This window comes from Acinetobacter sp. YH12140 (assembly GCF_013418475.1).
Classification (GTDB): domain Bacteria; phylum Pseudomonadota; class Gammaproteobacteria; order Pseudomonadales; family Moraxellaceae; genus Acinetobacter; species Acinetobacter amyesii.
This window is the reverse complement of sequence record NZ_VPBZ01000001.1, coordinates 226464-251725: the sequence shown is the minus strand read 5'-3', so window position 1 is coordinate 251725 and position 25262 is coordinate 226464. Positions and strand designations below refer to the sequence as shown.

Below are 25262 nucleotides of genomic sequence, written 5' to 3'. Positions count from 1 at the left end.
CACTTATTTTAAGCGGCAATTAAAACCCATCTTGGTATCAACGATATTATTTTCATAACCTAAGCTTTGAATAAATTGATTGCGGTCTGATATTTGTTTTTGATCCGCTTGACTCAATCTTGCTTTATTTTTTTGTGCCAACGCATAGGTTTCATTCACTAAACCCTGATAGATCCCGCAAACTTCCTGACGCTTGGACTTTTTCAATTGACGACCACCATACCATGAACGTTCAAAATCGTCGGCTTTTAGTGTTTTTCCCCATTCCTCAATACGCTGATTTTGTCTTTGCTGCATTTCCAGCATGCCCTGCTGGATTTCTGCCTTAGTAAAAGGCTTGATCACCTCAACCTTCGGTACAACTGGAACATTTTCTGTAGTTGCAGTGACGGTCACTGGTGTCTGTTCTGTTGTGTTCGATACGTTTGGATTAGCCCAACTCATTGATGAAATGAATCCGGTCGCAATCACGACACCAAAAGCTTTTAAATTTATAGATTTCAAGTTTTAAGTACCCGTTTTATTTCTTCACAGTGTTCTTATACACATTTTTATATTGATGCTGAAGTTTTTAAGCCCTTATTTTACAAAACTTCATTGCTGTAAATGGTTCACTGTGTTCATTCCCAATAAAAAACCGCTCGATAGAGCGGCTTTTTGAACAGATCACACTTAGACCAATTCTTTAAAGTCTTGCTGACGCCAAGCTTCATATAAAATCACAGCAGTAGCATTAGACAAGTTTAAACTACGCGAATTTGGTGCCATCGGCAGGCGAATCCAATGTTCTTTCGGGAACATCATACGGACATCTTCCGGCAAACCACGTGTTTCTGGCCCCATCAACAGCGCCACAGGACGGTTTAAATCAGAGGTATGCGGTGTTTCAAAACCTTTGGTGGTTAATGGATAAATGGCATCCATCTCAATACCTTGCGCTTTTAAGCCCGCAAGGCATTCTTCAAAGTTTTCCCATACTTTCATGTGTGCCCATTCATGATAATCCAAACCGGCGCGGCGGAGTTTTTTATCATCCAGCTCAAAACCTAATGGCTTGACCAAATGCAACTGCGCTCCAGTATTGGCACATAAACGAATGATATTCCCTGTATTTGCAGGAATTTCTGGCTCGTATAAAACAACATGGATCACAGTTTTTTTCTCTACTCTTTAGTTAAATAATGGCTAAAGCTCAGGCTATAGTTTCTATAGCTGTAGCATAAGTTTAGATGGTACAACAAGCGCTTGCTTATCTACATTGCTTAGCTTTCGCTACACGAGGACAATCCACTTACTCATATCCTTTGTACTTAGCTTTCGCCTTGCAATTGGACAATACAATAACTTGCTTATCCTCTTTGCTCAGGCATAGCCTTCACCTTGCGCTCGGGCAACGCGTTGCGTTGCTTACCCTCGCTCATGCCATTGAAGTTGTTCACGCAGACTCACCACATCACCAATAATCGTCAATGTAGGCGCCTGAATTTGGTATTCACTGACTTTAGATGCAATATCTGCCAATGTACCGACCACGACTTTTTGTTCAGGTGTCGTCCCTTTAGAAACCAATGCGACAGGCATGTCTGGACGCTGCCCATGCGCAATGAGTTTCTCACAAATTTTTTCTAGACCGACCAAGCCCATATACAGCACGAGCGTTTGATTTTGATAAACCAACTCATTCCAAGGTAGCTCCGGTGAACCTTCTTTGAGATGTCCTGTCAAGAAGCGTACACTTTGCGCATAATCACGATGCGTTAAAGGAATCCCTGCATAAGCCGAACATCCAGAGGCAGCAGTAATTCCCGGAACGACTTGGAAGGCAACGCCTGCCGCAAACAGCTCCTGAATTTCTTCACCGCCGCGACCAAAGATGAAGGGATCTCCGCCTTTTAAGCGGCAAACGCGTTTTCCTTCACTTGCATATTTCACTAGTAAGGCATTAATGCCTTCCTGTGGCACTGCGTGATTCGATCGAGCTTTACCTACGTAGATTTTTTCGGCATCACGACGGCAGAGGTCCATAATTGGCTGTGAAACCAAACGGTCATAGATCACCACATCCGCTTGCTGCATTAAACGCAGGGCTTTTAAGGTCAGCAGTTCAGGATCACCCGGCCCTGCACCCACCAAATACACCTCACCTTTCGGCTGTTTCCATTCCAATAAGGCCTGTTCAATCAAACGATTGGCTTCAGTCAAATTGTCATTAAATACCTGCTCTTTGAGCGGGCTTGCATACAAGTCTTCCCAAAAAATACGGCGTTCATCTGGATTGACGATTTTGGCTTTAACGGCCGCGCGCCATTGGCCTGAGAACTCAGCCAGTTTGCCCATGCCATGCGGGATCGAGCTTTCTAACTGGGTGCGTATTTGGCGCGAGAGTACTGGCGATGTGCCATTAGATGCAACGGAGATGACCAGTGGAGAACGGTCAATGATCGCAGGAACCATAAAACGGCAATGCGGCGGATCATCGACACTATTGACCAAGACATTTTCAGCTTCGCAGGCTTCAAATACCGCCTGATTGACTGCTTTGTCATTGGTTGCTGCAATCACTAAACGAAACTGACGCAGCGCAATGGCATTTTCTTGATAAACCGATTCGTGATAAATCGAGTTGAGATATTGACCGTGGGTTTTATTAACCAAGGTCAATAAATCATCTTCAATTTCGGGTGAGCAAACTGTCAGCTGAGCGCCCGCTTTTGCAAGCAGCACAGCCTTTCTATATGCAATTCGACCACCACCAACAATCAGACAAGGTTGCTGCTGCAACTTCAAAGAGATTGGAAAGATATCCACACACGACCTCAATAGTTTAAATCTGATTGTCTTAAGCAATTTTTGTGCACAAATGTATGCACTTTATCGACTATTAATCGATAAATTCAGCACCGCCCATATATGGACGAAGTACTGCTGGAATTTCAATTGAACCGTCTGCACGTTGATAGTTTTCCATCACGGCAAGTAAAGTACGGCCAACTGCCAAACCTGAACCATTTAGCGTGTGTACAAACTCAGTTTTCTTTTGGTCAGTACGGTAACGTGCTTTCATGCGACGTGCTTGGAAGTCACCCATGCATGAGCAAGATGAAATTTCACGGTAGGTATTTTGACTTGGCACCCAAACTTCTAAATCATAAGTTTTGATTGCACCAAAGCCCATGTCTCCGCCACACAGAACGACTTTACGGTATGGTAAGCCTAATGCTTGAAGAATACCTTCGGCATGACCCGTTAATTCTTCCAACGCATCCATCGAAGTTTCAGGTTTTACAATCTGAACCATTTCTACTTTGTCAAATTGGTGTTGACGGATCAAACCACGTGTATCACGGCCATACGAACCCGCTTCACTACGGAAACATGGCGTATGCGCTGCATATTTTAATGGCAAACGTTCTGGATCAATGATTTCATCACGCACGAAGTTGGTTACAGGCACTTCTGCAGTCGGGATCAGGTAGTATTCTTTTTCGCCTTGAAGTTTGAATAAATCTTCTTCAAATTTAGGCAATTGGCCTGTACCACGTAAAGAATCTGCATTAACTAAATACGGTACATACGCTTCTGTATAGCCATTTTCCAAGGTATGTGTATTTAACATAAATTGGGTAATTGCACGCTGTAAACGCGCCAATGGGCCTTTGAGTACGCTAAAACGAGTACCTGTCAATTTGGTTGCGATTTCAAATTCTAAACCGCCCATCATTTCACCCAAGTCAGTATGGTCTTTGATCTCAAAATCAAACTGACGTGGTGTACCCCATTTTAAAACTTCAACATTGTCGTTTTCGTCTTTACCTTCTGGCACAGACTCATGAGGTAAATTCGGAATCGATAAAGATTTGGCTTCAAGTTCAGCCTGAAGCTCAGAAAGTGCAACTTCTGCGGCTTTAATTTCATCACCAATAGCAGACATACGTGCCATGATTTCAGATGCATCACCGCCAGCTTTTTTAATTTGACCAACTTGTTTTGCACCAGCATTACGTTCAGCTTGTAACGACTCAGTTTTAGACTGAATTTCCTTACGGCGCGCTTCAAGGTCTGCCCACTCTGCTACGTTAAGTTGAACACCACGTTTTGCTAAGGCTAAGTTTACAGCCTCAATATTATTTCTGAGTAATTTCGGGTCGATCATAGCCAATCTTAAGTAAAGAAAAAAACTGGCTATAGTGTAAGCTCTTAACACTCAAAAATACAGTGACCGAGCTTACAGCTGCCCCTTATTAGACCAATAATCTTGCTTCAAATTGTCTTATTTGGTGTCGTAATTTGGCAAACTTGGTAAATATTCAGGTTTAAATAGTCCTTTAGCCGTAAAATATGGAAGTTTTAGCTCAGGCATGCCCTCTGCATAACTCGCCAATTCATACAGTGGATAAGCAAATACAATCCCGTTCGCACCATAATAAAAATTATCGCTTAACTGAAGTTTTGAACGTTCAATATCATGACTATCTAACCACATATAGTTGGCATCAAAAAGTGCGCTAATCACTTTCGTATCTGCACCTTTGACCAATACATCTTGTAAAGCCAAACGTTTTTTGGCTTTTAAATCAAAATTGACATATTCAACATGGGACATACCATGAGCCGCATGCGCTGCGTAGGTATAGCTTTCGATTGCAAAAGTTGCGATATGTCCCCACTGACTAATATATCGAACAGAAGTGGTACTTTGACTTAGGCCTGCATCCGTCTTGTCTGATAAATCGATTTTTTGATTCGGCTCAGTTGAAAATGCAATCGGGTCTGCTTTTTTAATCCGATCAATAAAATATTGATTAATCCAATCAACATTGGTTTCAACTGTTTGAATCCTATATTGGGTACAACCTTCCGCATCGCAAGCTTGAGCTTTTGGTAATTGCATCTCGACAGATTTAGATTGAATAAGTGGAATCGCATCAGCGACGACCGCTGGCTTCTGTTCCGTTGTTTCACCTTCAACAGGTTCATTTCGAGGATGGCAGGCCGTTAATGACCCGATTAAAACCACAGCTGAAACAGCCCAAGCTATATTATTCATATGATTTTTTTTCATCCCAAAATTCCCTATAGCAACAGTCAAAACCACAAGTCACTTCATTTAAGCAAACTGTGAATATCAGCATACTACTAAATTTCTCTTATATTCAGCTTGCTGGCTTTACATTTCTCCATAAAAAAAGCAGACCGATGTCTGCTTTTTTTCGATTATGAGAATTATTGATCAATAATGTCCGTACCTTTTGGAGGTACAAAATTAAAGGTTGACGCTGGAATAGACGCATTCACCTTCACATTATTGAAACGTACATGGGTTGTTTGACCTAATGAGTCTTGGAGAATCATTAAAGTCGGCGCATTTTTCGCACCAAAACTAATGGTTAAGCTTTGAAACACACCATCATCACTTTTTGGATATAAAGTGTAATAAGTTTTGGTCTTATTCGGCTGTGTAATACGATAAGACTTCATGATTTGAGCAGTATTACCTGACAATAATAATGCAGGCGTATTCGCAACTTGGTCATCTAAGCTTTGGCGTACTGCTTGTTGTAGGTCTGGGTCATAGATCCAAACTGTTTTACCTGTGGTCGCAATAGTTTGCTTAGATGGGCTGGTTGTTTCCCAATAGAATTTACCCGGACGCTGAACTTTCATGACCCCAGTAAAAGTTTGGTTCATATGCTGCGCACTTAAACCTTTCTTTTGAGTAGCTTTGGGGTTGGTCACTTTTGTAGTTTGCTGAAAGTTAGCTGTAAAACTTTTAATACCCGATAATTGTTTCACCAAATTGGCAGTTGCCTGCTGCTCCGACGCTGCAACTGGTGCCGCGAATACTGTCGTACTCATAACCGGTGCCAGTGTCGCTGCACCTAATGCCATAGCACAGATGGTTTTACGAAGCATTTTCATAGATTCACCTTTTATATTTGCATCAACGCAATTTGTTAGATGGCTCCATCTTAAACCACTTTCATTGACTAAATTTAGAGAAAATAAGAAGTTTTGTATGGTTATTAATGCAAATTGCTGTTTTTTATTCATCATGATGGAGAAATATAAAATAAAAAGGCACTTAATTTGACTCAAATGCCTTTCAAATAATTAAACCATGATTTAGCAATTTTAATAATCCAATATTGAGTTATTTCCATTGCCAACCGATCGATGCACCAGCGCCAAAGTCACCTTCAGAATTCCCTGTTGCAGCCAATTTATACACATATTTATTGGTTTCAGTCACTCCACTGAAACCAACTGCATAGCCTTGTGAACCTTCCCAAGCCCCCATACCTACGCTAAACATGTTGTATCCGGCATCTGTGGGTTGCGGTAAGGAGGCGATTGCAATACTTGAAGCAACAGCACCGTAAACATTATCTTTAAATTTATTGAAATTATGGTTCAATTCATTCACACGTTGATTGGTATAACTATTGGCTTGATTAAGTACATTTGCCCCATGCTGATCTGTATATGCTTTTGAACTATTTAACACTTCTAGATCTGCTTGACGCATTTGTTTCACGTTTACCGCATCGGTGTCTGCCGTACCTGCTGCCACATGAATAATTTGCCGCTCTGCACCAGCCGAGCCAACGGAAACCGTATTATTGCGGTCAGAGCTTGAACCATTACCAAGTACAACAGCATTATTTGCAGAGGTGTTGATATTGTTACCAACCACATAGGTATTATTACCTGTGACTGTGTTATTTGAACCTACAGCACCAGATCCATCACCACTGACGGTATTGTTTACACCGAGGGCAATAGACTGATTACCATCAGCTTTATTACCTGCACCGACTGCAATCGCATCTTGTCCATTCGCAGTTGGTTTAGGTGCTGTATTGGCAACGTTTGATTGTATTTTAATGTACGGATCTGTTCCTTTTAAGCTCAACAACCATTCAACTTCAGTACCGACAAATCCATTTTTTATCGCAAGTTCATATGCACTGAAACCATTTTCACCTGTTAGCCCTTGTGCGCCAACTGCACCATGTAGACTTTCTAGCCATTGGTCTTCATTGCCTTCATAACCATTGTTCACCGCAACTTGATAAGCACTTGCACCATCTAAACCATTGCTACCATTCAGACCGTTCAACCCATCCTTACCATCGATGCCGTCTCGGCCATTTAATCCATCTTTACCAGTAGCACCTGTAGCGCCTGTTGCTCCAGTATCGCCTTTGTCACCTTTAGCTCCAGTCTCACCCTGTGCACCTGTTGCTCCTGTCTCACCAGCAGGACCTTGAGGTCCCATTGGCCCTACTGGCCCAGGAATACCACTATTGCAACGATTACAAGTATGCTCAGGATATGACGAGCCACTCCCACCAGCCCATGCAATTGAGCCTAGAGAAAGTAAAATACTCACAGCAAGTAATTTTGGTACAGCTTTAATAGCGATTGAAGTTATTTCACCAAGTCCTAGTGTCTTTTCAAATGCAATTTGTTGGCTTTTATCAGGACAATTCCTTTTCTGATAGTCAGCATTGATAAAAACTGTATTCAATATTTTATTCATGTCCCTATCCTTTTTTTGTATTTGTACTCCTCTATTACGCTCTTTATTTTTTGTGATTTAAATCACTATTTATGGTGATTTATTGATATATACATCGTTTGTAACAATCTAAAATAATACCTCACATTTTCTTCAGACGAAAAAAAACCCGCAAAAAAATGCGGGTCTTTTTTCTATTCAAGCTTACGCTTCAACAGATACGTAGCGACGACCGAATTGGCCTTTCACTTCGAATTTCACAACGCCGTCAGCAGTTGCAAATAAAGTATGGTCACGGCCCATACCTACATTTACACCAGCGTGGAATTCAGTACCACGTTGACGAACGATGATGTTACCAGCAGTCACAGATTGACCGCCGTAGATTTTAACACCCAACATTTTTGGGTTCGAGTCACGACCGTTTTTAGTCGAACCACCGGCTTTTTTAGTTGCCATGTCTACTTACTCCTCGTAATTAGCCTGAAATAGCTGTAATTTTCAACTCAGTGAACCATTGACGGTGACCTTGTTGTTTACGATAGTGTTTACGACGACGCATTTTGATGATGCGGATTTTGTCGTGACGACCATGGCTAACTACTTCAGCAGTTACTTTAGCGCCAGCTACTACTGGTGCACCAATTTGAATGCTGTCACCGTTAACAAGCATCAACACGTCATCAAAAGTAACAGTTGAGCCAGTTTCAGCTTTCAATAATTCTACTTTAAGGGTTTCACCCTCAACTACACGGTGTTGTTTACCACCGCTTTGGATTACTGCGTACATTTAAGTACTCCAAACATGCCCGTGTTGTCGTGCCGGTAAAGGGATATACCGATCTTAAAACGATCGTCACTGGGGTTTCGCAAAGGCAAAGATTTTAAGGGATAACCCGAAAAACAACAAGTCATTTCCGTAAAATATTAGATGAGTATGCGTTTATTATATAAACAGTGTCATTAAAACCATTAAAATGAGTGCTCTATTTCACTTATCATGCTTTTGGCAAGGTTTGACATAGATTTTTAGCAACAATTCGCTAATATACACTGGACTGACATCAACAACATGCTGTTCAAACAACATGCTAAAGATAAAAGTCTGTTAAAAAATAAGTACAATACTTCCGCTTGATGAAAAAAATCACTTAAGATTAAGTCAATTGAGTAAGTTCTTATCTGTTATTCATATAACAAATTGCTACACTACGTCTGTAATTCAAAAATTATTGAGGTTTCTCTTCATATGACCATCGACTTTAAGCAAGATATTCTCGCGCCTGTTGCTACTGACTTTGCTGCGATGGACAAATTTATTAATGAAGGGATCACGTCTAAAGTTGCCTTGGTCATGGCAGTCAGTAAACATGTAGTTGAAGCAGGCGGTAAACGCATGCGTCCCATTATGTGCTTACTTGCAGCAAAGGCATGTGGCGCAGAAGATTTAGAAAAACACCGTAAACTTGCAGCAATTATAGAAATGCTACATACCGCAACCTTGGTTCATGACGACGTAGTTGATGAATCGGGATTACGCCGTGGTCGCCCAACCGCAAATGCGACATGGAATAATCAAACTGCCGTACTAGTGGGGGATTTTCTAATTTCACGAGCTTTTGATTTATTGGTGGATCTAGACAGCAAAGTATTACTCAAAGACTTTTCAACGGGTACCTGTGAAATTGCTGAAGGTGAAGTTTTACAACTTCAATCACAACACCAACCCGAAACTACTGAACAAACCTATTTAGATATTATTCACGGTAAAACTTCGCGTTTATTTGAGCTCGCTACCGAAGGTGCAGCGATTCTGACTGGTACACCAGAGTACCGTGAACCGCTTAGAAAATTTGCGGGACACTTTGGAAATGCCTTTCAAATTATTGACGATATTTTAGATTACACCTCAGATGCTGAAACATTAGGTAAAAATATTGGCGATGATTTGATGGAAGGTAAACCAACTTTACCTTTAATCTCTGCCTTAAAGAATACCACTGGCGAAGAACATGACATTATTCGCCGCAGTATTGCCACAGGTGGTACGGCAGATTTAGAGCGTGTTATTCAGATTGTACAAAGCTCTGGGGCACTTGATTATTGTAGCCAACGAGCGACTGAAGAAACTGAGGCAGCACTAGCCGCTTTAGCAGCGCTACCAGATACTGAATATCGTCAAGCTTTAATCAACCTCGCAAACTTGGCATTACACCGAATTCAATAATTAACAATATTCATCGTAATCCCCCTTGCCTATGCATATAAAACTCAATGATATCTTTTTGACCATGCAGCAACAGCTCGATACCCCTCGGGCTGTGCTGGATGAAAACTTGCTGATCGAATTGGTCAACCGAATTCGACCAGAAGATACAAAAAATACCGACGAAATTAAGAAAAAATTTCAGGCTTTCATCCAAGCTTTACTCATCACGCCAGATGCAGCCTCTACCCTGCAAAGTTTTGTCCTAAAACTCATTAGCCGATATAAACAAACCAGTTTATATGCGGACACGGGTATTTTGTCTCTCGATGGTTTCTGGGGACAACTGTTCCAACGGCTTGGCGCACATTTTCTTCCTCTGATCAATGACGAAACTCAATTACAAGATTTAGTCCGTCGAGTTTTTTATCGTCATAGCGACAAATATTGGCTGGACAATATTGATGATCAGCAATGGATGCAGCTCTTTCGACTATTTAATCAAGGTCATAGCAATCAGGAAGAAAAAAAGAAAATTCGCCGTGAGTTAATTAAAGCCATTACCGTTTTGTCCTATCGGGTAAGTGGTATTGGCTTATATCCTGAATTTATTAATGCACAGCCTGAACTGACCGAATATGAATCACCTTTTTTGGTGCAAAACCGCGAAATAAACGATTTTATTCAGCAGTATAAAAAGCTCCATCAAAGTGCTGAAGAAATGAGTGCTGTGCTACCGCCAGATGCTTCTCAAGCGTTGGTAATGCTGGAACAATGTCGTGATGTGGTGCTGAAGATTCGGCGTGCGACCAAACGAATTGGTGTAAGTGTCAGCCTGACTTACTTATTGTCGCTTTTAGAACAGTGTTTAGATCGCTTAGAAATCTTACTCAACCTGATTGTTGAAGAAGATGATGTCCGCTATGTGTCTATGGGTAGTTTACTCAGTGATGTGACGTCAGCGATTTATAGCGAGCGCAGTGTGCGCGATTTGCTCGCCACCAATAGTGAATTGGTTGCCCTACAAGTCACCGAAAACGCAAGTAAAACCGGCGAACACTATGTAAGTACGGACAAACAAGGCTTTATGAGCATGTACCGATCTGCGGCAGGTGCCGGTGTGATCATTGCATGTATGGCAACTTTAAAAGTGCTGATGGCCCGTGTCAGCATGGCACCGCTCATGCAAGCCATTTCATATAGTCTGAACTACTCTTTCGGCTTTATGCTGATTCATGTCTTACATTTTACTGTTGCCACTAAACAGCCTGCGATGACAGCTGCCGCCCTTGCCTCGACGGTTCAGCATCGTAAAGGCTCGAAAATGGCGCAGATTGCCGAACTTGCCGCGCTAATTATTAACATCATTCGAACCCAGTTTATTGCAATCTTAGGCAACATCAGTATTGCGATTCCGGTCGCGGCATTGATCGCCTTAAGTTGGGATATGGCTTTACATGAGCCATTAATGAATCATGCAAAAGCAGCTAAAACCTTACACGACCTCAATCCATTTACCTCACTGGCTGTGCCACATGCTGCGATAGCTGGAGTATGTTTGTTTTTATCAGGTTTGCTTGCTGGGTACTTTGACAACATGGCGATCTATCGCAAAGTTGGACCACGGATTCAAGCACATCCAAAGTTAAAACGCATCATGGGTCAAGAGAGACTGGATAAGCTTGCCGCTTACATTGAGCGAAACTTAGGTGCTTTAGCAGGTAACTTCTTATTCGGGATCATGCTGGGCAGTATGGGAACAATTGGATTTATTTTTGGTTTACCTTTAGATATTCGCCATATCGCCTTCGCCTCGGCCAACTTCATTCAAGGCCTCATCAATATTAATGGTTCACCAGACATTGGCTTAATCATTGTGTCATTCTTAGGAGTTATTCTGATCGGTCTGACTAACTTATTCGTCAGTTTCACGTTAACCATTATTGTGGCACTACGGGCACGTCGCGTAAGATTTGAACAATGGAAACCACTGGCTAAATTGGTGATGACTCATTTTCTAACGCGACCAAGTGATTTTTTCTGGCCACCGAAAACCCCACTTGAAGTTGAAGATGGCACACAAGCCTGTAAGAACAATCATTAGCAGATTTGTGTTTTATTTTAGTAAGATGTAAATGAACACAAAAAATAAAATCAGTATGATTTACACATACTTGAAATAAAGTGTACTGATGAGTACACTTTAGTCCATTAATTAACCGAGCTCAAACCGGTTAAAATGACAAGGAATAAAATATGCCACGAACGCTACTGTTTGTTGGTTTTTTTGCATTAATTATCAGTGTGTTGTCGCTTTATTCTAGCTATTTAAATCTATTAGATTTAAATATCGTGGAATGGATGAGTCAGCACCGTATTGCTGTTTTTAATCAAATTGCCATCGGACTTTCGGCGCTAGGCGGCATGCCTTTTGTATTATTTTTCACCACGCTATGGTGTTTACACTTTGCGTGGTATAAAAAATATACAGAGATTGTTTTTATCAGTATAGGGATCTTCGGAAGTATCGGCCTTGCATGGTTGCTTAAATTTACGTTCACCAGACCGCGTCCCCCAGAAATGTACCATCTTGTAGCGCCTTACGGGAGTTCATTTCCAAGCGCGCATAGTTGTTATGCTGCATCGCTTGCGTGTCTGATGATCTTGATTTGCCGACAACATGCTCAACATCGCTTGATCACCATTTTGGCATTGTTATGGATGCTGTGTATGGGTGTTTCGCGAGTATATGTTGGGGTTCATTTTCCGACAGATGTCTTATCCGGTTGGAGCATAAGTTTTATTTGGATCGCGCTACTTTATTTGAGTTACATCAAAATCAGTAAAGCGTAAACAAATGAATAATTTAGATAAATATCTAATTGAGGTGGAACAATGATGTCTGCAAAGCTTTGGGCTCCCGCCCTGACTGCTTGCGCATTGGCAACAAGTATTGCACTTGTTGGTTGTAGCAAAGATCCTAAAAATGCACAGCAAGCTGCTGCTGCACAGCAAATGCCACCAACTGAAGTCGGTGTCATTGTTGCCCAACCGCAAAGCGTTGAACAATCTGTTGAACTTTCAGGCCGTACATCTGCCTATGAAATTTCAGAAGTACGTCCACAAACCAGTGGTGTAGTACTGAAACGTTTATTTGCAGAAGGTAGCTATGTTCGCGAAGGACAAGCCTTGTACGAGATCGACTCGCGTACAAACCGTGCTTCAGCTGACAGTGCTCGTGCTGCTTTAAGACGTCAACAAGCAAATTTAGGCGTGTTACGTGTTAAAGAAGGTCGCTACCGTCAGCTTGTTGGCTCAAATGCGATTTCTAAACAAGAATATGACGATATTGTTGCGCAAGTAAAACTGGCTGAAGCAGACGTTGCTGCATCTCAGGCAGAACTTAAAAATGCAGAAATTAACTTAGGTTACTCAACTGTACGTGCGCCAATTTCAGGTCAAACCAACCGTTCTACAGTCACAGCGGGTGCATTAGTTACTGCATCTCAGGCTGATCCATTAGTCACAATTCAACGTCTTGATCCAATGTACGTTGACATTAACCAATCAAGTGCTGAACTTCTTCGCTTACGTCAACAATTAAGCCAAGGCAACTTAGACAGCAGTAATAACACCAAAGTGAAATTACGTCTTGAAGATGGTAGCGAATACCCAATTGAAGGTCGTCTTGCATTTTCTGATGCGAGTGTAAACCCAGATACAGGTACGGTTACACTTCGTGCTGTTTTTTCTAACCCGAATCATTTATTACTTCCGGGTATGTTTGCCAATGCTCGCATCGTTCAAGGTGTGATTCCAAATGCTTACCTGATTCCACAAGCTGCTATTACACGTACCCCTACAGGTCAAGCGATTGCAATGATTGTGAATGCAAAAGGTGCTGTTGAATCTCGTCCTGTAACCACTGTTGGTACACAAGGTTCGAATTGGATCGTGACTCAAGGCTTGAATACTGGCGATAAAGTTATTGTTGACGGTATTGCGAAAGTTAAGCCAGAACAACAAGTTGTAGCCAAACCATATCAACCTCAGGCTGCTGCACCTCAAGGTGCGCAACAACCTGCTGCAGCAAAGCCAGATGCTAAAGTTGCAGAACAAGCAGCACCTAAATCTGAACAAAAAGCTACTTCAAACGCATAGGGAGTAGACTGAATGGCTCAATTCTTTATTCATCGCCCCATTTTTGCGTGGGTGATTGCATTGGTGATTATGTTGGCGGGTGTACTCACGCTATCTAATATGCCAATTGCACAGTATCCGACCATTGCGCCGCCAACGGTTTCAATCTCTGCGACTTACCCTGGTGCGTCTGCAGAAACAGTTGAAAACACCGTAACCCAAATCATTGAACAACAAATGAATGGTTTGGATGGCTTACGTTATATTTCGTCAAACAGTGCGGGTAACGGTCAAGCATCTATTACATTGAACTTTGAACAAGGGATCGATCCAGATATCGCCCAAGTTCAAGTCCAAAACAAACTCCAGTCTGCGACAGCGCTATTACCTGAAGATGTACAGCGTCAAGGTGTAAAAGTCACCAAATCTGGCGCAAGCTTCCTACAAGTTGTAGCATTCCACTCACCGTCGGGTAAGTTGACTGCGGACGACATTAAGGACTATGTAAACTCGAATATTTCTGAACCTCTCAGCCGTGTGGCAGGTGTAGGTGAAGTCCAAGTATTCGGTGGTTCTTATGCGATGCGTATTTGGCTAGATCCAGCCAAAATGGCAAACCTGAAAGTTACACCGAGTGATGTGGCTGCGGCTATCCGTACACAGAATGCTCAGGTTGCTGTTGGTCAGTTAGGTGGTGCGCCTGCAACTGAAGGTCAAGTACTGAACGCGACAGTTACAGCACAAAGTTTGTTGCAAACACCAGAGCAGTTTAAAAACATTTTCCTGCGTAACAGTAGTGATGGTGCTCAGGTACGTTTAGGTGATGTTGCACGTGTTGAATTAGGTGCTGACAACTATCAGTTCGACTCTAAGTTCAACAACAAACCTGCTGGTGGTGTAGCGATCAAACTAGCAACTGGTGCAAACGCATTAGACACAGCCGAAGCTGTTGAAGCACGTTTAAAAGAACTACGTCCAAACTACCCTGAAGGTTTAGAAGACACGCTTGCATTTGATACGACTCCATTCATTAAGTTATCGATTGAAAGTGTTGTACATACCCTTGTAGAAGCCGTGATTCTTGTATTCTTTGTGATGTTCTTATTCTTACAGAACTGGCGCGCAACGATTATTCCGACATTGGCTGTACCTGTAGTGGTATTGGGTACTTTTGCTGTCATTAACATGTTTGGTTTCTCGATCAACACACTCACCATGTTCGCGATGGTACTGGCGATTGGTCTCCTCGTGGATGATGCGATTGTTGTCGTAGAGAACGTTGAACGTGTCATGGTTGAAGATCATCTTGACCCAGTGACTGCAACTGAAATCTCAATGAAACAGATCTCGGGTGCCTTAATCGGTATTACCTCTGTGTTAACCGCTGTATTCGTGCCGATGGCATTTTTCGGTGGTACAACAGGTGTAATTTATCGTCAGTTCTCAATCACACTGGTAACAGCAATGATTCTGTCATTGATTGTGGCATTGACCTTTACCCCTGCCCTATGTGCGACCATGTTGAAACAACATGATCCAAACAAACCTGAAAGCAACAACATCTTTGCCCGTTTCTTCCGTTGGTTTAACAGCTCTTTTGATAAAGTTGCGCATAAATACCAAGGCGGCGTGAACTTCATGACACACCACAAGATTTTCTCTGGTGTGATTTATGCAGTTGTAATCGGCTTATTAGTGCTTTTATTCCAAAAGTTACCATCATCATTCTTACCTGAAGAAGACCAAGGTGTTGTAATGACACTGGTACAGTTACCACCGAATGCCTCACTTGAGCGTACGGATAAAACTGTCACTGCAATGACCGATTACTTCCTGAAAAACGAAGAAAAATATGTCGATTCTGTATTCAGTGTTGCCGGTTTCTCGTTCACAGGTGTAGGTCAAAACGCAGGTCTTGCATTCATCAAGTTAAAAGATTGGGAAGACCGTACATCACCTGAATCTCAAGTGGGTGCGATTATTCAACGTGGTATGGCATTGAACATGATCGTGAAGGATGCTTCATACATCATGCCAATCCAATTACCAGCAATGCCTGAATTGGGTGTAACTGCCGGCTTCAACTTGCAGTTAAAAGCTTCTGCAGGTCAAACCCATCAACAACTTATCGATGCCCGTAATATGGTGCTCGGTATGGCTGCTCAAGATAAACGCCTCATGGGTGTTCGTCCTAACGGTCAAGAAGATACACCACAGTACAAAATCACGATTGACCAAGCTCAAGCCGGTGCAATGGGTGTGAGTATTTCTGAGATTAACACCACAATGGGTATGGCATGGGGTGGTTCTTACATCAATGACTTCGTTGACCGTGGTCGTGTGAAGAAAGTCTATGTACAAGGTGAAGCTGCGGCACGTATGATGCCTGAAGACCTGAGCCAGTGGTATGTCCGTAACAACCAAGGCACAATGGTTCCATTCTCGACCTTCGCTACTGGTGAATGGACTTATGGTTCACCACGTCTTGAACGTTATAACGGTATCGCATCTGTGAACATTCAAGGTTCACCGGGTGTGGGTGTAAGTTCGGGCGACGCGATGAAAGCGATGGAAGAAATTGTACAAAAACTTCCTTCGATGGGCGTTCAAGGCTTTGACTATGAATGGACTGGTTTATCTCTAGAAGAACGTGAGTCTGGCGCACAAGCACCATTCTTATACGCACTTTCATTGTTAATCGTCTTCCTATGTCTTGCTGCCTTGTATGAAAGCTGGTCTATTCCGTTCTCAGTATTACTGGTTGTACCATTAGGTGTATTGGGTGCGTTATTACTGACTTTCCTTGGAATGGTGTTCTTCAAAAATCCAAACTTGGCGAATAACATTTACTTCCAGGTGGCTATTATTGCCGTCATTGGTTTGTCCGCGAAGAATGCGATCTTGATCGTAGAATTCGCCAAAGAACTTCAAGAAAAAGGTGAAGATCTGTTTAACGCAACATTGCATGCCGCTAAAATGCGTCTACGTCCAATTATCATGACCACTTTAGCCTTTGGTTTTGGTGTACTTCCGCTTGCCCTTTCTTCGGGTGCAGGTGCAGGTAGTCAGCACTCCGTAGGTTATGGTGTATTGGGTGGCGTAATCAGTTCTACCCTACTTGGTATCTTCTTTATTCCTGTGTTCTATGTATGGATCCGAAGTATCTTTAAGTACAAACCAAAACAACAAAATAATCAGGAGCATTTATCGTGATGCAAAATGTATGGTCTATTGCAGGTCGTAGCATTGCGGTTTCTTCACTTGCGCTTGCTTTGGCTGCCTGCCAAAGCATGCGTGGTCCAGAGCCGGTTGTTCAGACCAATATCCCCGAAAGCTACACAGCAAGTGCTTCTGGTACTTCTGTTGCTGAACAAGGATATAAAGATTTCTTTGCTGACCAACGTCTGGTACAAGTTCTTGACTTAGCTTTAGCCAATAACCGTGACCTACGTACGGCTGCTTTAAATATTGAACGTGCACAGCAACAGTATCAAATCACTGCCAATGGTCAATTACCAACCATTGGTGCAAGTGGTAGTGTACTTCGTCAAGACACGTTGAATACACAAAAGCCTATCACCTCTTATAATGTCGGTTTAGGTGTCACTGCCTATGAACTTGATTTTTGGGGTCGTGTACGTAGCTTAAAAGACAATGCTTTGGACAGTTACCTTGCAACTGCAAGTGCCCGTGATGCAACACAAATTGCGTTGATCGGTCAAGTGGCTCAAGCATGGTTAAACTACGCGTATGCCAATTCGAACTTGAAGCTTGCGGATCAAACCTTAAAAGCTCAGCTTGAATCTTACAACCTCAACAAAAAGCGTTTCGATGTCGGTATTGACAGTGAAGTTCCTGTTCGTCAGGCTCAAATTTCTGTAGAAACTGCACGTAATGATGTTGCGAATTACAAGACTCAAATTGCTCAAGCGCAAAACTTATTGAACCTATTAGTGGGTCAACAAGTGCCTGCGAACTTGCTGCCGAACCAACGTGTCAGTCGAATTACTTCGACCAATACCATTGGTTCAGGTATTCCAAGTGACTTGTTGAACAACCGTCCAGATGTACGTGCAGCTGAATATAAACTGTCTGCTGCTGGTGCGAACATTGGTGCAGCTAAAGCACGTCTGTTCCCTACGATTAGTCTGACAGGTTCAGCGGGTTATGCTTCAACGGACTTAGGTGATCTATTTAAATCAGGCAACTTTGTATGGTCTGCTGGCCCTAGCCTAGATATTCCAATTTTCGACTGGGGTACACGTCAGGCAAATATTAAAGTTTCTGAAACTGACCAGAAAATTGCATTGTCTGATTATGAAAAATCAGTTCAGTCAGCTTTCCGTGAAGTGAATGATGCGCTTGCAGTTCGCCAAAACATTGGTGACCGTATTGCAGCACAGCGCCGTTTAGTTGATGCAACCAACACAACGTACAAACTGTCAAATGCCCGCTTCCGTGCTGGTATTGATAGCTACTTAACTGTACTTGATGCGCAGCGTGCATCTTATGCAGCTGAGCAAGGTTTGTTGTTGCTTGAACAAGCAAATCTCAACAATCAAGTTGAATTGTATAAAACACTTGGTGGTGGTATCAAAGCCAACACTTCTGATGCTGTGCAATACCAACCTTCTACTGCTGAACGTAAAGCGGCATCAAAACAATAATTTGATTTAGCCTAGTCCGTAATATTTGAAAAGCTCACTTCGGTGGGCTTTTTCATTTTTAGATCGAAGCCTCAAAATAAAAATGAACATATTGCTTTTTGTTGAAGAGTTTCCTATCTTCAATTCACCTTTTTATATTGATAACTAGAAAATGCTTTTAAGTAATCTTGAATCTGTTCCGGGTCATACCATTACACAACAACTTGATGTCGTTTATGGCAGTACTGTCCGCAGTAAACATGTTGGTCGTGACTTTATGGCTGGCCTAAAAAATATTGTGGGTGGTGAGCTCAAAGGTTATACAGAACTACTCGAAGAATCCCGTCAAGAAGCTATGAGCCGTATGATTGATAAAGCACGTGCCTTAGGCGCGAATGCTGTCGTCGGCATCCGTTTTTCAACCTCAAATATTGCTCAAGGCGCCTCTGAATTATTTGTGTATGGCACGGCTGTTCGCGTAGAAGCCAACTCAGCAAAACTCCCAGACCCATTTCCAACTCAGGACTAAGTCATGGATGCCTTTATTTTTAAAGTCCTGATCTTTGTGGCGCTTTTTTGTATTGGCTGGGGCTTCGGTCGCCATATCGAACAAAAACATCTCAAAGAACTCGAAGCTCAAGAAAAACGTTTAGCGCATATTCAAATAGACAACAACCGTTTTAAAACTACTGAACATTTCGGACAGCTGATTTCGAGTAATGTAGTGATTTCACATGATTATTTTAAATATGTGATTGCCAATATTCAGAACTTCTTTGGCGGACGTTTAACCAGTTATGAAAGCATTGTCGATCGGGCACGTCGTGAAGCCGTGGTGCGTTTAAAGCAAGAAGCTGAAAAGATGGGCGCAACGCAAATTATGGGCCTGCGTTTAAGCACCACTGAGCTGGGTATGCAAGGCGGCATGGTCGAAGTCTTTGCGTATGGAACTGCTATTCAAAAGAGAGACATCTGATCTCTCTACTTCTCCCCTATTCATTTTTTACTATTTAATTTACTTTACACAATGTGTTTTCAAACTCTTCATAACTCACATTTTCATTGCGACAAACTTTAAAACAAACTTCATTAAATTTCTTTTCATCAATATTTGGATCATGATAACTAAATGCAACATCTCCAGCATAAGCACGTGCCAGATCTTGCACCACAATGTCAGCTTTACATCCATATAAAGTTGGACATGCCTCTAATGTTCCTTCGTAATACTCTTTACACTGAGTCGGTTCGACATCCACCTTATTGGGTTTTTGCATCGACACATTTAAACCATTTTCATTCATTAGAAGAAAATATTGAAGTTTTCTAAATGGTTTTAAGTCAATCTCGAGTCCCGAATGATTGATACGAGCCAATTGATCTTTGTAAGAATTATGATCATCTGAGATTAACTCTGCATTACCAGCTTTGTCGATTTTGATAAAGCTATAGTTGACAGGCATATATGCGCCACTCCCCTTATGTGCAATCACTTCGATCAAATGATCTTTCGCAATAAATGCTCCCGTAAATACAGTCGATTCAACACTGGTCAGCAACTTACCTTTCACTAAAACACAATATCCAAAACATTGATCTTTGAATCTAGCCTGATCGCCTTTAAAATCATCAACAGGATGAAATTCAGCTCGCCATTTAAAATCACCAATTTTATTCGAGCTATAAGGTAATTTATCAACATCTGAATCTTGAGGATTTTGACTGTAATACTCAGACTTCAATAATCCTTGTTCATCAAACAGTGTTTCGATCGGTAACCACCCCTCATTTGGTCCTCGAATAACAACTTCTGCACTCGCCGCTTCAACTTTAGGCTCAATCTCAACAGATTCAATAACTGGTTCTGATACAGTTCCTATTTCTTTTTCAGGCTTTTCGAGCGTTGACCTCTGCTCAATTTTTTGAGTTTTCTGTTTAAAATAAAAATATACCACTGTACCGATTGCACCAATGATTGCGCACAAAATGATGGCTATTCCCCATTTGTTAAAATTATTCTTTTTCATTTCTTATAATCTCGTTACTCATTAAAAAAGTCACTGTTAAGAGTGACTTTTAAACTATTTAAACTTGATAAAATTTACTTCACTTTGGTTTTACGAATCATTTTATACAACGTTGTTGGTGATAAACGTGACACCCAAACACCGAGCTTTTCTTTAGAACCACCCACCACGATGTATTCTTCCCCACGTTGCAAAGATTGCACCACCGTTTCGGCAAACTCATTGGCTTCTAGACCATTTTCAATGGCTTCATCCTGATGCCCTTGTGGCTTGCCGGCACCATTGAGTGCATTAAATGAAACATTGGTTTTGACAAATCCGGGGAATATCACCGATACGCCCACCCCTTGATCCGCAACTTCCGCACGTAGACTGTTCGCCCACATATGAATGGCAGCTTTTGCAGCAGAATAGGTCGCGCGGTATTGTGTCCCTAATAAGCCTGCAACACTTGAAACAAAAGCAATTCGACCAGACTTTTGTGCTAAAAATGTCGGTAAAACGGTTTTGGTTAAATAGACTTGCGAGAAATAATCTACTTCCATGATGGCACGTTCAGTTTGCATAGTCGTATCCGTAATCAATGCACGCTGACTCAATCCCGCATTATTGATTAGCCAGTCAATTCGACCTTTATGCGCAAGGACTTGTTCATAAGCATGGCGAACTTGTTCTTCATTGGTAATATCTGCACACACTGAAAGATGCTGATCTGGATGTAATAATGAAACACGGACTTTTTCCAACTCTTCAAAACGACGTGCGGTCAAAATGACCTGCGCCCCTTGCAAAGCACATTCTTTTGCTAAAGCTTCACCCAAACCTGACGATGCCCCAGTAATCCACACCACTTTTCCGTTCAAATCATCACGTTTTGCCATTTTGACATCCTTTTAAATAACTAATTTATTCATTTATATGTATTTTATGCTTTACGTAGTACAGGCTCATTGTTCAAAAACACCATAAAATGATCAAAGTACTGACTCATCGATTGTGCATCATAAATTTTGCCGAGTTTATCGAAGCGTTTATATCCGAGTTGAGTGGTGAGATTGATGACACCGGTTAAAGTTTTATCCACCACCATATTAAATTTCAGCATTTTTTTTGGTTCTCGCACCAAATGCGTCACCCCGGCATCGACCACTTGTGTAAATGCCTTCAATGCGAGTGGGACATATTGATTCTGCCCTTCTTTCATTTGACTGACATAGGCAAGCAAGTCGGTGGCTAAAGAGGCATCGATCGGATAATGCATATAATGCTGACCATCTTCGCTGTAAAAACGTCCATATAAATAATTTACCATCGGTACAAGGCGGTCATTGCCAAAAAAAGACACCGACCACGGCATATATTTACGGGTCGTTTCACGTATTTGCTGAATAATTTTTTCGGATTCATTGTCTCCAGACTTATTCATGCGCGCCATTTGGCCAAAAACTTGATCTAAAATTTCACATGCAATATCCGCTAAATTATCCCCTAAGGCTTTGGACTGACTTTCTGTTTCACCTGCATTGAGTTTTTGATGAATCATCTCAAAACGTTGATATGTCGTAGGTTGAATCTTTAACGAAATAGAATAAGTCATTTGATATTGCTCCTTTTATCTTAGTTTTGGGATCAATGGATACTTCTTATCTTAGGTCCTATCATACGGACTCTTTTATTTACTGCCAAATCCTAAAAGTTAACATTCGCCCAACATCCCTAATTCACCATTTTTTTTGCTACAATAGATCTAATTTTTTATCCACTTTTGATCTGTTTAGACTATGACTGATTCAGCGCAAAATATTGCTACGACCTACGATCCGACCGAGATCGAAAAAAAATGGTACAAGACTTGGGAAGAGAGAGGCTACTTCAAGCCATCTCAAAAAGGTGATTCATTCTGTATTATGATTCCGCCACCAAACGTCACTGGTAGCTTGCACATGGGTCATGGTTTCAACAATGCCATTATGGATGCGTTGACTCGTTATAACCGTATGTCTGGCAAAAATACCCTTTGGCAGCCGGGTACCGACCACGCAGGTATCGCAACGCAAATGGTTGTTGAACGTCAATTGGGTGCTGAAGGCATCAGCCGTCACGACCTAGGCCGTGAAAAGTTCATCGAAAAAGTGTGGGAATGGAAAGAACAATCTGGCGGCAACATTACCCGTCAAATTCGTCGACTAGGCTCATCTGTAGACTGGTCACGTGAACGCTTCACCATGGACGAAGGTCTTTCAAATGCCGTTAAAGAAGTGTTTGTTAGGCTGCATGAAGAAGGCTTAATTTACCGTGGTAAACGCCTTGTAAACTGGGACCCTAAACTACAAACTGCCCTTTCTGACTTAGAAGTTGAGTCTGATAAAGAAGAAGCAGGTTCACTGTGGCACTTCAAATACTTCTTTGAAGATAAGTCACTTCGTACCCACGATGGTAAAGATTACATCGTTGTTGCGACGACTCGTCCTGAAACATTGCTTGGCGATACAGCCGTTGCAGTTGCACTGGATGATGAACGCTATGCAGCGCTTGTAGGCAAAAACATCATCCTACCTATTACAGGCCGTGCTGTTCCTATCGTAAAAGACGAATATGTAGACAAAGAATTTGGTACAGGCTGTGTAAAAATCACCCCTGCGCACGACTTCAATGACTATGAAGTGGGCAAACGCTGTGAACTTCCAATCATCAACATTTTCAACAAAAATGCGGAAGTGTTGGCTGAGTTTGAATATATCGCAAAAGCGGGCGAGCAAATTTCTAAAACCATTCCTGCCCCTGCGGACTACATTGGTTTAGAACGTTTTGCTGCACGTAAAAAATTGGTTGCTCAAGCGGAAGCTGAAGGCTGGTTAGACCAAATTCAACCGTACACATTGAAGCCACCTCGCGGTGACCGCTCAGGCGTGATTGTTGAGCCACTATTAACAGACCAATGGTATGTGAAAATTGCGCCGCTTGCTGAGCCTGCGATTAAAGCAGTTAAAGATGGCGAGATTAAATTCGTTCCTGAGCAATACAGCAACATGTACATGGCTTGGATGAACAACATTCAAGACTGGTGTATCTCACGTCAATTATGGTGGGGTCACCGTATTCCAGCTTGGTACGATGCTGAAGGCAACGTATTTGTCGGTCGCGACGAAGCTGAAGTTCGTGCGAAAAATGGCATTGCACCTGAAGTTGCATTGAAACAAGACGAAGACGTGCTTGATACATGGTTCTCATCTGGTCTTTGGACATTCTCAACTTTAGGTTGGACAGGCGACGAAGCAAAAGATAAAGAAAACTATTTCTTAAATACTTTCCACCCGACTGATGTACTTGTAACTGGCTTTGACATTATCTTCTTCTGGGTTGCCCGCATGATCATGATGACCATGCACTTCATGAAAAATGAAGATGGCACACCGCAAGTTCCGTTCAAAACTGTATACGTTCACGGTTTGGTACGTGATGGCGAAGGTCAGAAGATGTCTAAATCTAAGGGTAACGTGCTTGACCCATTAGATTTGATTGACGGTGTTGATCTTGAAACTTTAGTACAAAAACGTACGACTGGTTTGATGAACCCGAAACAAGCAGCGAAGATTGAAAAATCAACCCGTAAAGAATTCCCTGAAGGTATTCAATCTTACGGTACTGACGCTGTACGTTTCACATTCTGTGCGCTTGCGAACACTGGCCGTGACATTAAGTTCGACATGAAACGTGTTGAAGGCTACCGTAACTTTGCCAACAAAATCTGGAACGCTACCCGTTTCGTGATGATGAACTGTGAAGAGCAAGTGATTGGTCAAGAAGTACGTCAAGACCTTTGGGAATTGCCTGAACAATGGATCGTGAGCCGTCTGCAAAAAGCGGAACAAACGGTGCAAACAGCATTTGCGACTTACCGTTTAGACTTGGCTGCACAAGCGATTTACGAGTTCATTTGGAATGAATACTGTGACTGGTATGTAGAGCTGACTAAGCCTGTTCTAAATGATGAAAACGTATCAGTTGAGCGTAAAGCTGAAGTACGTCGTGTTCTTCTTGCTGTAATGGAAGCATCTTTACGTTTGGCTCATCCGTTGATGCCTTACCTAACAGAAGAAATTTGGCAAACGCTTGCGCCGAAACTGAACATTTCTGGCGAAACAATCATGTTGGCGCATTACCCTGTTGCTGAGCAAGCGTTAATCAACGACCAAGCTGAAGCAGATATGCAATGGCTGCAAGGTTTGATTGGTGCGGTACGTAACATCCGTGGTGAAATGGGCTTAGGTAATGCTCGCTTGTTGCCTGTACTGCTTCAAAACACGACTGATACTGAAAAAGCTCAAATTGCTCGTATTGAACCGTTGTTTAAAGCATTGGCAAAAGTTGAAAGCATTACGTTCCTAGCTGATGCTGAACAACCGCCATTGTCTTCATCAAGCGTTGTAGGTCATGTGTCTGTATTCGTTCCAATGAAGGGTTTAATTGACCCTAAAGCGGAATTGGGTCGTTTGCAAAAAGACTTAGACAAGGTTCAAAAACAGCATGACCAAATTGCAACTAAACTTTCTAACGAAGGTTTTGTGGCAAAAGCGCCTGCGGCTGTGGTTGAAGGCGAGAAAGTGAAACTTGCTGAGTTTGCTGACCAGTTAGCGAAAATTAAAGCGAATATGGAGCAAATTGCAGCGCTTTAAGGTGTTGTTAGTTTGGTTCAAAAAAATCCCCTCTTCGTGAGGGGA

Annotated in this window: 21 protein-coding genes; 9 read left to right on the top strand and 12 right to left on the bottom strand. The window is 42.1% G+C overall.

The features are described 5' to 3' along the window. Positions 1-3 precede the first annotated feature (3 nt). From FTU75_RS01200 to rplU, 9 genes are all read right to left on the bottom strand, one after another. Entirely contained in the window at positions 4-504 is a 501-nt protein-coding gene (locus tag FTU75_RS01200) for a hypothetical protein (protein ID WP_218948298.1), read from the bottom strand. A gap of 168 nt (positions 505-672) precedes the next feature. Then, positions 673-1152 (bottom strand): tRNA (cytidine(34)-2'-O)-methyltransferase, encoded by a 480-nt coding sequence (locus FTU75_RS01195; RefSeq protein ID WP_078192202.1) that lies wholly within the window; start codon positions 1150-1152, stop codon positions 673-675. Positions 1153-1407: 255 nt separating this feature from the next. Beyond that, positions 1408-2808, bottom strand: coding sequence for a siroheme synthase CysG (gene cysG, locus FTU75_RS01190; protein WP_180114807.1), 1401 nt, complete (start codon positions 2806-2808; stop codon positions 1408-1410). A gap of 73 nt (positions 2809-2881) precedes the next feature. Next, a complete protein-coding gene (gene serS, locus FTU75_RS01185; RefSeq protein WP_180114805.1) occupies positions 2882-4153 on the bottom strand; it encodes a serine--tRNA ligase in 1272 nt (423 codons plus the stop codon). Positions 4154-4270: 117 nt separating this feature from the next. Beyond that, positions 4271-5062, bottom strand: coding sequence for an RsiV family protein (locus FTU75_RS01180; RefSeq protein WP_111885292.1), 792 nt, complete (start codon positions 5060-5062; stop codon positions 4271-4273). Between the two features lie 161 nt (positions 5063-5223). Further along, positions 5224-5919 carry an outer membrane lipoprotein chaperone LolA gene (gene lolA, locus FTU75_RS01175; RefSeq protein WP_111885313.1) on the bottom strand — a complete coding sequence of 232 codons (696 nt, stop codon included), beginning with the start codon at positions 5917-5919 and terminating at the stop codon, positions 5224-5226. Positions 5920-6151: 232 nt separating this feature from the next. Continuing rightward, the gene (locus tag FTU75_RS01170; protein WP_257223674.1) at positions 6152-7543 is read right to left on the bottom strand and encodes a YadA family autotransporter adhesin; all 1392 of its coding nucleotides are present in this window, start codon (positions 7541-7543) and stop codon (positions 6152-6154) included. A 183-nt stretch (positions 7544-7726) separates the two neighbouring features. Then, on the bottom strand, positions 7727-7981 hold the full coding sequence (gene rpmA, locus FTU75_RS01165) for a 50S ribosomal protein L27 (protein ID WP_067764378.1): 255 nt from the start codon (positions 7979-7981) through the stop codon (positions 7727-7729). Between the two features lie 19 nt (positions 7982-8000). Next, positions 8001-8312 (bottom strand): 50S ribosomal protein L21, encoded by a 312-nt coding sequence (gene rplU, locus FTU75_RS01160; protein ID WP_078191390.1) that lies wholly within the window; start codon positions 8310-8312, stop codon positions 8001-8003. 459 nt (positions 8313-8771) lie between these two features. Here rplU and sdsA point away from each other — a divergent pair, with 459 nt between their 5' ends. The 8 genes from sdsA (at position 8772) to FTU75_RS01120 (ending at position 19490) form a co-directional block, all read left to right on the top strand. Beyond that, positions 8772-9749 (top strand): All-trans-nonaprenyl-diphosphate synthase, encoded by a 978-nt coding sequence (sdsA, locus tag FTU75_RS01155; RefSeq protein ID WP_078191391.1) that lies wholly within the window; start codon positions 8772-8774, stop codon positions 9747-9749. Between the two features lie 31 nt (positions 9750-9780). Further along, positions 9781-11832, top strand: coding sequence for a site-specific recombinase (locus tag FTU75_RS01150; RefSeq protein WP_180114803.1), 2052 nt, complete (start codon positions 9781-9783; stop codon positions 11830-11832). A gap of 152 nt (positions 11833-11984) precedes the next feature. Further along, a complete protein-coding gene (locus FTU75_RS01145) occupies positions 11985-12581 on the top strand; it encodes a phosphatase PAP2 family protein (protein ID WP_180114801.1) in 597 nt (198 codons plus the stop codon). A 42-nt stretch (positions 12582-12623) separates the two neighbouring features. Continuing rightward, positions 12624-13889 carry an efflux RND transporter periplasmic adaptor subunit gene (locus FTU75_RS01140; protein WP_180114799.1) on the top strand — a complete coding sequence of 422 codons (1266 nt, stop codon included), beginning with the start codon at positions 12624-12626 and terminating at the stop codon, positions 13887-13889. 12 nt (positions 13890-13901) lie between these two features. Further along, entirely contained in the window at positions 13902-17081 is a 3180-nt protein-coding gene (locus FTU75_RS01135; RefSeq protein ID WP_180114797.1) for an efflux RND transporter permease subunit, read from the top strand. After that, entirely contained in the window at positions 17081-18535 is a 1455-nt protein-coding gene (adeK, locus tag FTU75_RS01130; RefSeq protein WP_180034600.1) for a multidrug efflux RND transporter AdeIJK outer membrane channel subunit AdeK, read from the top strand. The genes FTU75_RS01135 and adeK overlap by 1 nt, the downstream gene beginning before the upstream one ends. Before the next feature lie 151 nt (positions 18536-18686). Continuing rightward, the gene (locus FTU75_RS01125; RefSeq protein ID WP_078192212.1) at positions 18687-19043 is read left to right on the top strand and encodes a YbjQ family protein; all 357 of its coding nucleotides are present in this window, start codon (positions 18687-18689) and stop codon (positions 19041-19043) included. A gap of 3 nt (positions 19044-19046) precedes the next feature. Then, a complete protein-coding gene (locus tag FTU75_RS01120) occupies positions 19047-19490 on the top strand; it encodes a YbjQ family protein (RefSeq protein WP_168378127.1) in 444 nt (147 codons plus the stop codon). A 34-nt stretch (positions 19491-19524) separates the two neighbouring features. Here the strand turns inward: FTU75_RS01120 and FTU75_RS01115 are convergent, their stop codons facing one another. The 3 genes from FTU75_RS01115 to FTU75_RS01105 all read right to left on the bottom strand — a co-directional run bounded on the left by FTU75_RS01115 (position 19525) and on the right by FTU75_RS01105 (position 22138). Beyond that, a complete protein-coding gene (locus tag FTU75_RS01115) occupies positions 19525-20541 on the bottom strand; it encodes a hypothetical protein (RefSeq protein ID WP_180114795.1) in 1017 nt (338 codons plus the stop codon). Positions 20542-20615: 74 nt separating this feature from the next. After that, the gene (locus FTU75_RS01110; protein WP_078191399.1) at positions 20616-21422 is read right to left on the bottom strand and encodes an SDR family oxidoreductase; all 807 of its coding nucleotides are present in this window, start codon (positions 21420-21422) and stop codon (positions 20616-20618) included. Between the two features lie 44 nt (positions 21423-21466). Next, positions 21467-22138, bottom strand: a complete 672-nt coding sequence (locus tag FTU75_RS01105) for a hypothetical protein (RefSeq protein ID WP_180114793.1) — start codon at positions 22136-22138, stop codon at positions 21467-21469. A 184-nt stretch (positions 22139-22322) separates the two neighbouring features. Here FTU75_RS01105 and FTU75_RS01100 point away from each other — a divergent pair, with 184 nt between their 5' ends. Continuing rightward, the gene (locus FTU75_RS01100; protein ID WP_180114791.1) at positions 22323-25217 is read left to right on the top strand and encodes a valine--tRNA ligase; all 2895 of its coding nucleotides are present in this window, start codon (positions 22323-22325) and stop codon (positions 25215-25217) included. The last annotated feature ends 45 nt before the right edge of the window (positions 25218-25262 follow it).

Excerpts from the sequence above, each read along its gene's own strand:
- lolA (WP_111885313.1), bottom strand. The coding sequence starts at position 5,919 with ATGAAAATGCTTCGTAAAACCATCTGTGCTATGGCATTAGGTGCAGCG.
- serS (WP_180114805.1), bottom strand. The coding sequence starts at position 4,153 with ATGATCGACCCGAAATTACTCAGAAATAATATTGAGGCTGTAAACTTA.
- FTU75_RS01170 (WP_257223674.1), bottom strand. The coding sequence starts at position 7,543 with ATGAATAAAATATTGAATACAGTTTTTATCAATGCTGACTATCAGAAA.
- FTU75_RS01150 (WP_180114803.1), top strand. The coding sequence starts at position 9,781 with ATGCATATAAAACTCAATGATATCTTTTTGACCATGCAGCAACAGCTC.
- FTU75_RS01115 (WP_180114795.1), bottom strand. The coding sequence starts at position 20,541 with ATGAAAAAGAATAATTTTAACAAATGGGGAATAGCCATCATTTTGTGC.
- rpmA (WP_067764378.1), bottom strand. The coding sequence starts at position 7,981 with ATGGCAACTAAAAAAGCCGGTGGTTCGACTAAAAACGGTCGTGACTCG.
- FTU75_RS01135 (WP_180114797.1), top strand. The coding sequence starts at position 13,902 with ATGGCTCAATTCTTTATTCATCGCCCCATTTTTGCGTGGGTGATTGCA.
- FTU75_RS01145 (WP_180114801.1), top strand. The coding sequence starts at position 11,985 with ATGCCACGAACGCTACTGTTTGTTGGTTTTTTTGCATTAATTATCAGT.
- FTU75_RS01105 (WP_180114793.1), bottom strand. The coding sequence starts at position 22,138 with ATGACTTATTCTATTTCGTTAAAGATTCAACCTACGACATATCAACGT.
- FTU75_RS01180 (WP_111885292.1), bottom strand. The coding sequence starts at position 5,062 with ATGAAAAAAAATCATATGAATAATATAGCTTGGGCTGTTTCAGCTGTG.
- FTU75_RS01125 (WP_078192212.1), top strand. The coding sequence starts at position 18,687 with ATGCTTTTAAGTAATCTTGAATCTGTTCCGGGTCATACCATTACACAA.
- adeK (WP_180034600.1), top strand. The coding sequence starts at position 17,081 with ATGCAAAATGTATGGTCTATTGCAGGTCGTAGCATTGCGGTTTCTTCA.
- FTU75_RS01120 (WP_168378127.1), top strand. The coding sequence starts at position 19,047 with ATGGATGCCTTTATTTTTAAAGTCCTGATCTTTGTGGCGCTTTTTTGT.
- FTU75_RS01140 (WP_180114799.1), top strand. The coding sequence starts at position 12,624 with ATGATGTCTGCAAAGCTTTGGGCTCCCGCCCTGACTGCTTGCGCATTG.
- rplU (WP_078191390.1), bottom strand. The coding sequence starts at position 8,312 with ATGTACGCAGTAATCCAAAGCGGTGGTAAACAACACCGTGTAGTTGAG.
- FTU75_RS01110 (WP_078191399.1), bottom strand. The coding sequence starts at position 21,422 with ATGGCAAAACGTGATGATTTGAACGGAAAAGTGGTGTGGATTACTGGG.
- sdsA (WP_078191391.1), top strand. The coding sequence starts at position 8,772 with ATGACCATCGACTTTAAGCAAGATATTCTCGCGCCTGTTGCTACTGAC.
- FTU75_RS01100 (WP_180114791.1), top strand. The coding sequence starts at position 22,323 with ATGACTGATTCAGCGCAAAATATTGCTACGACCTACGATCCGACCGAG.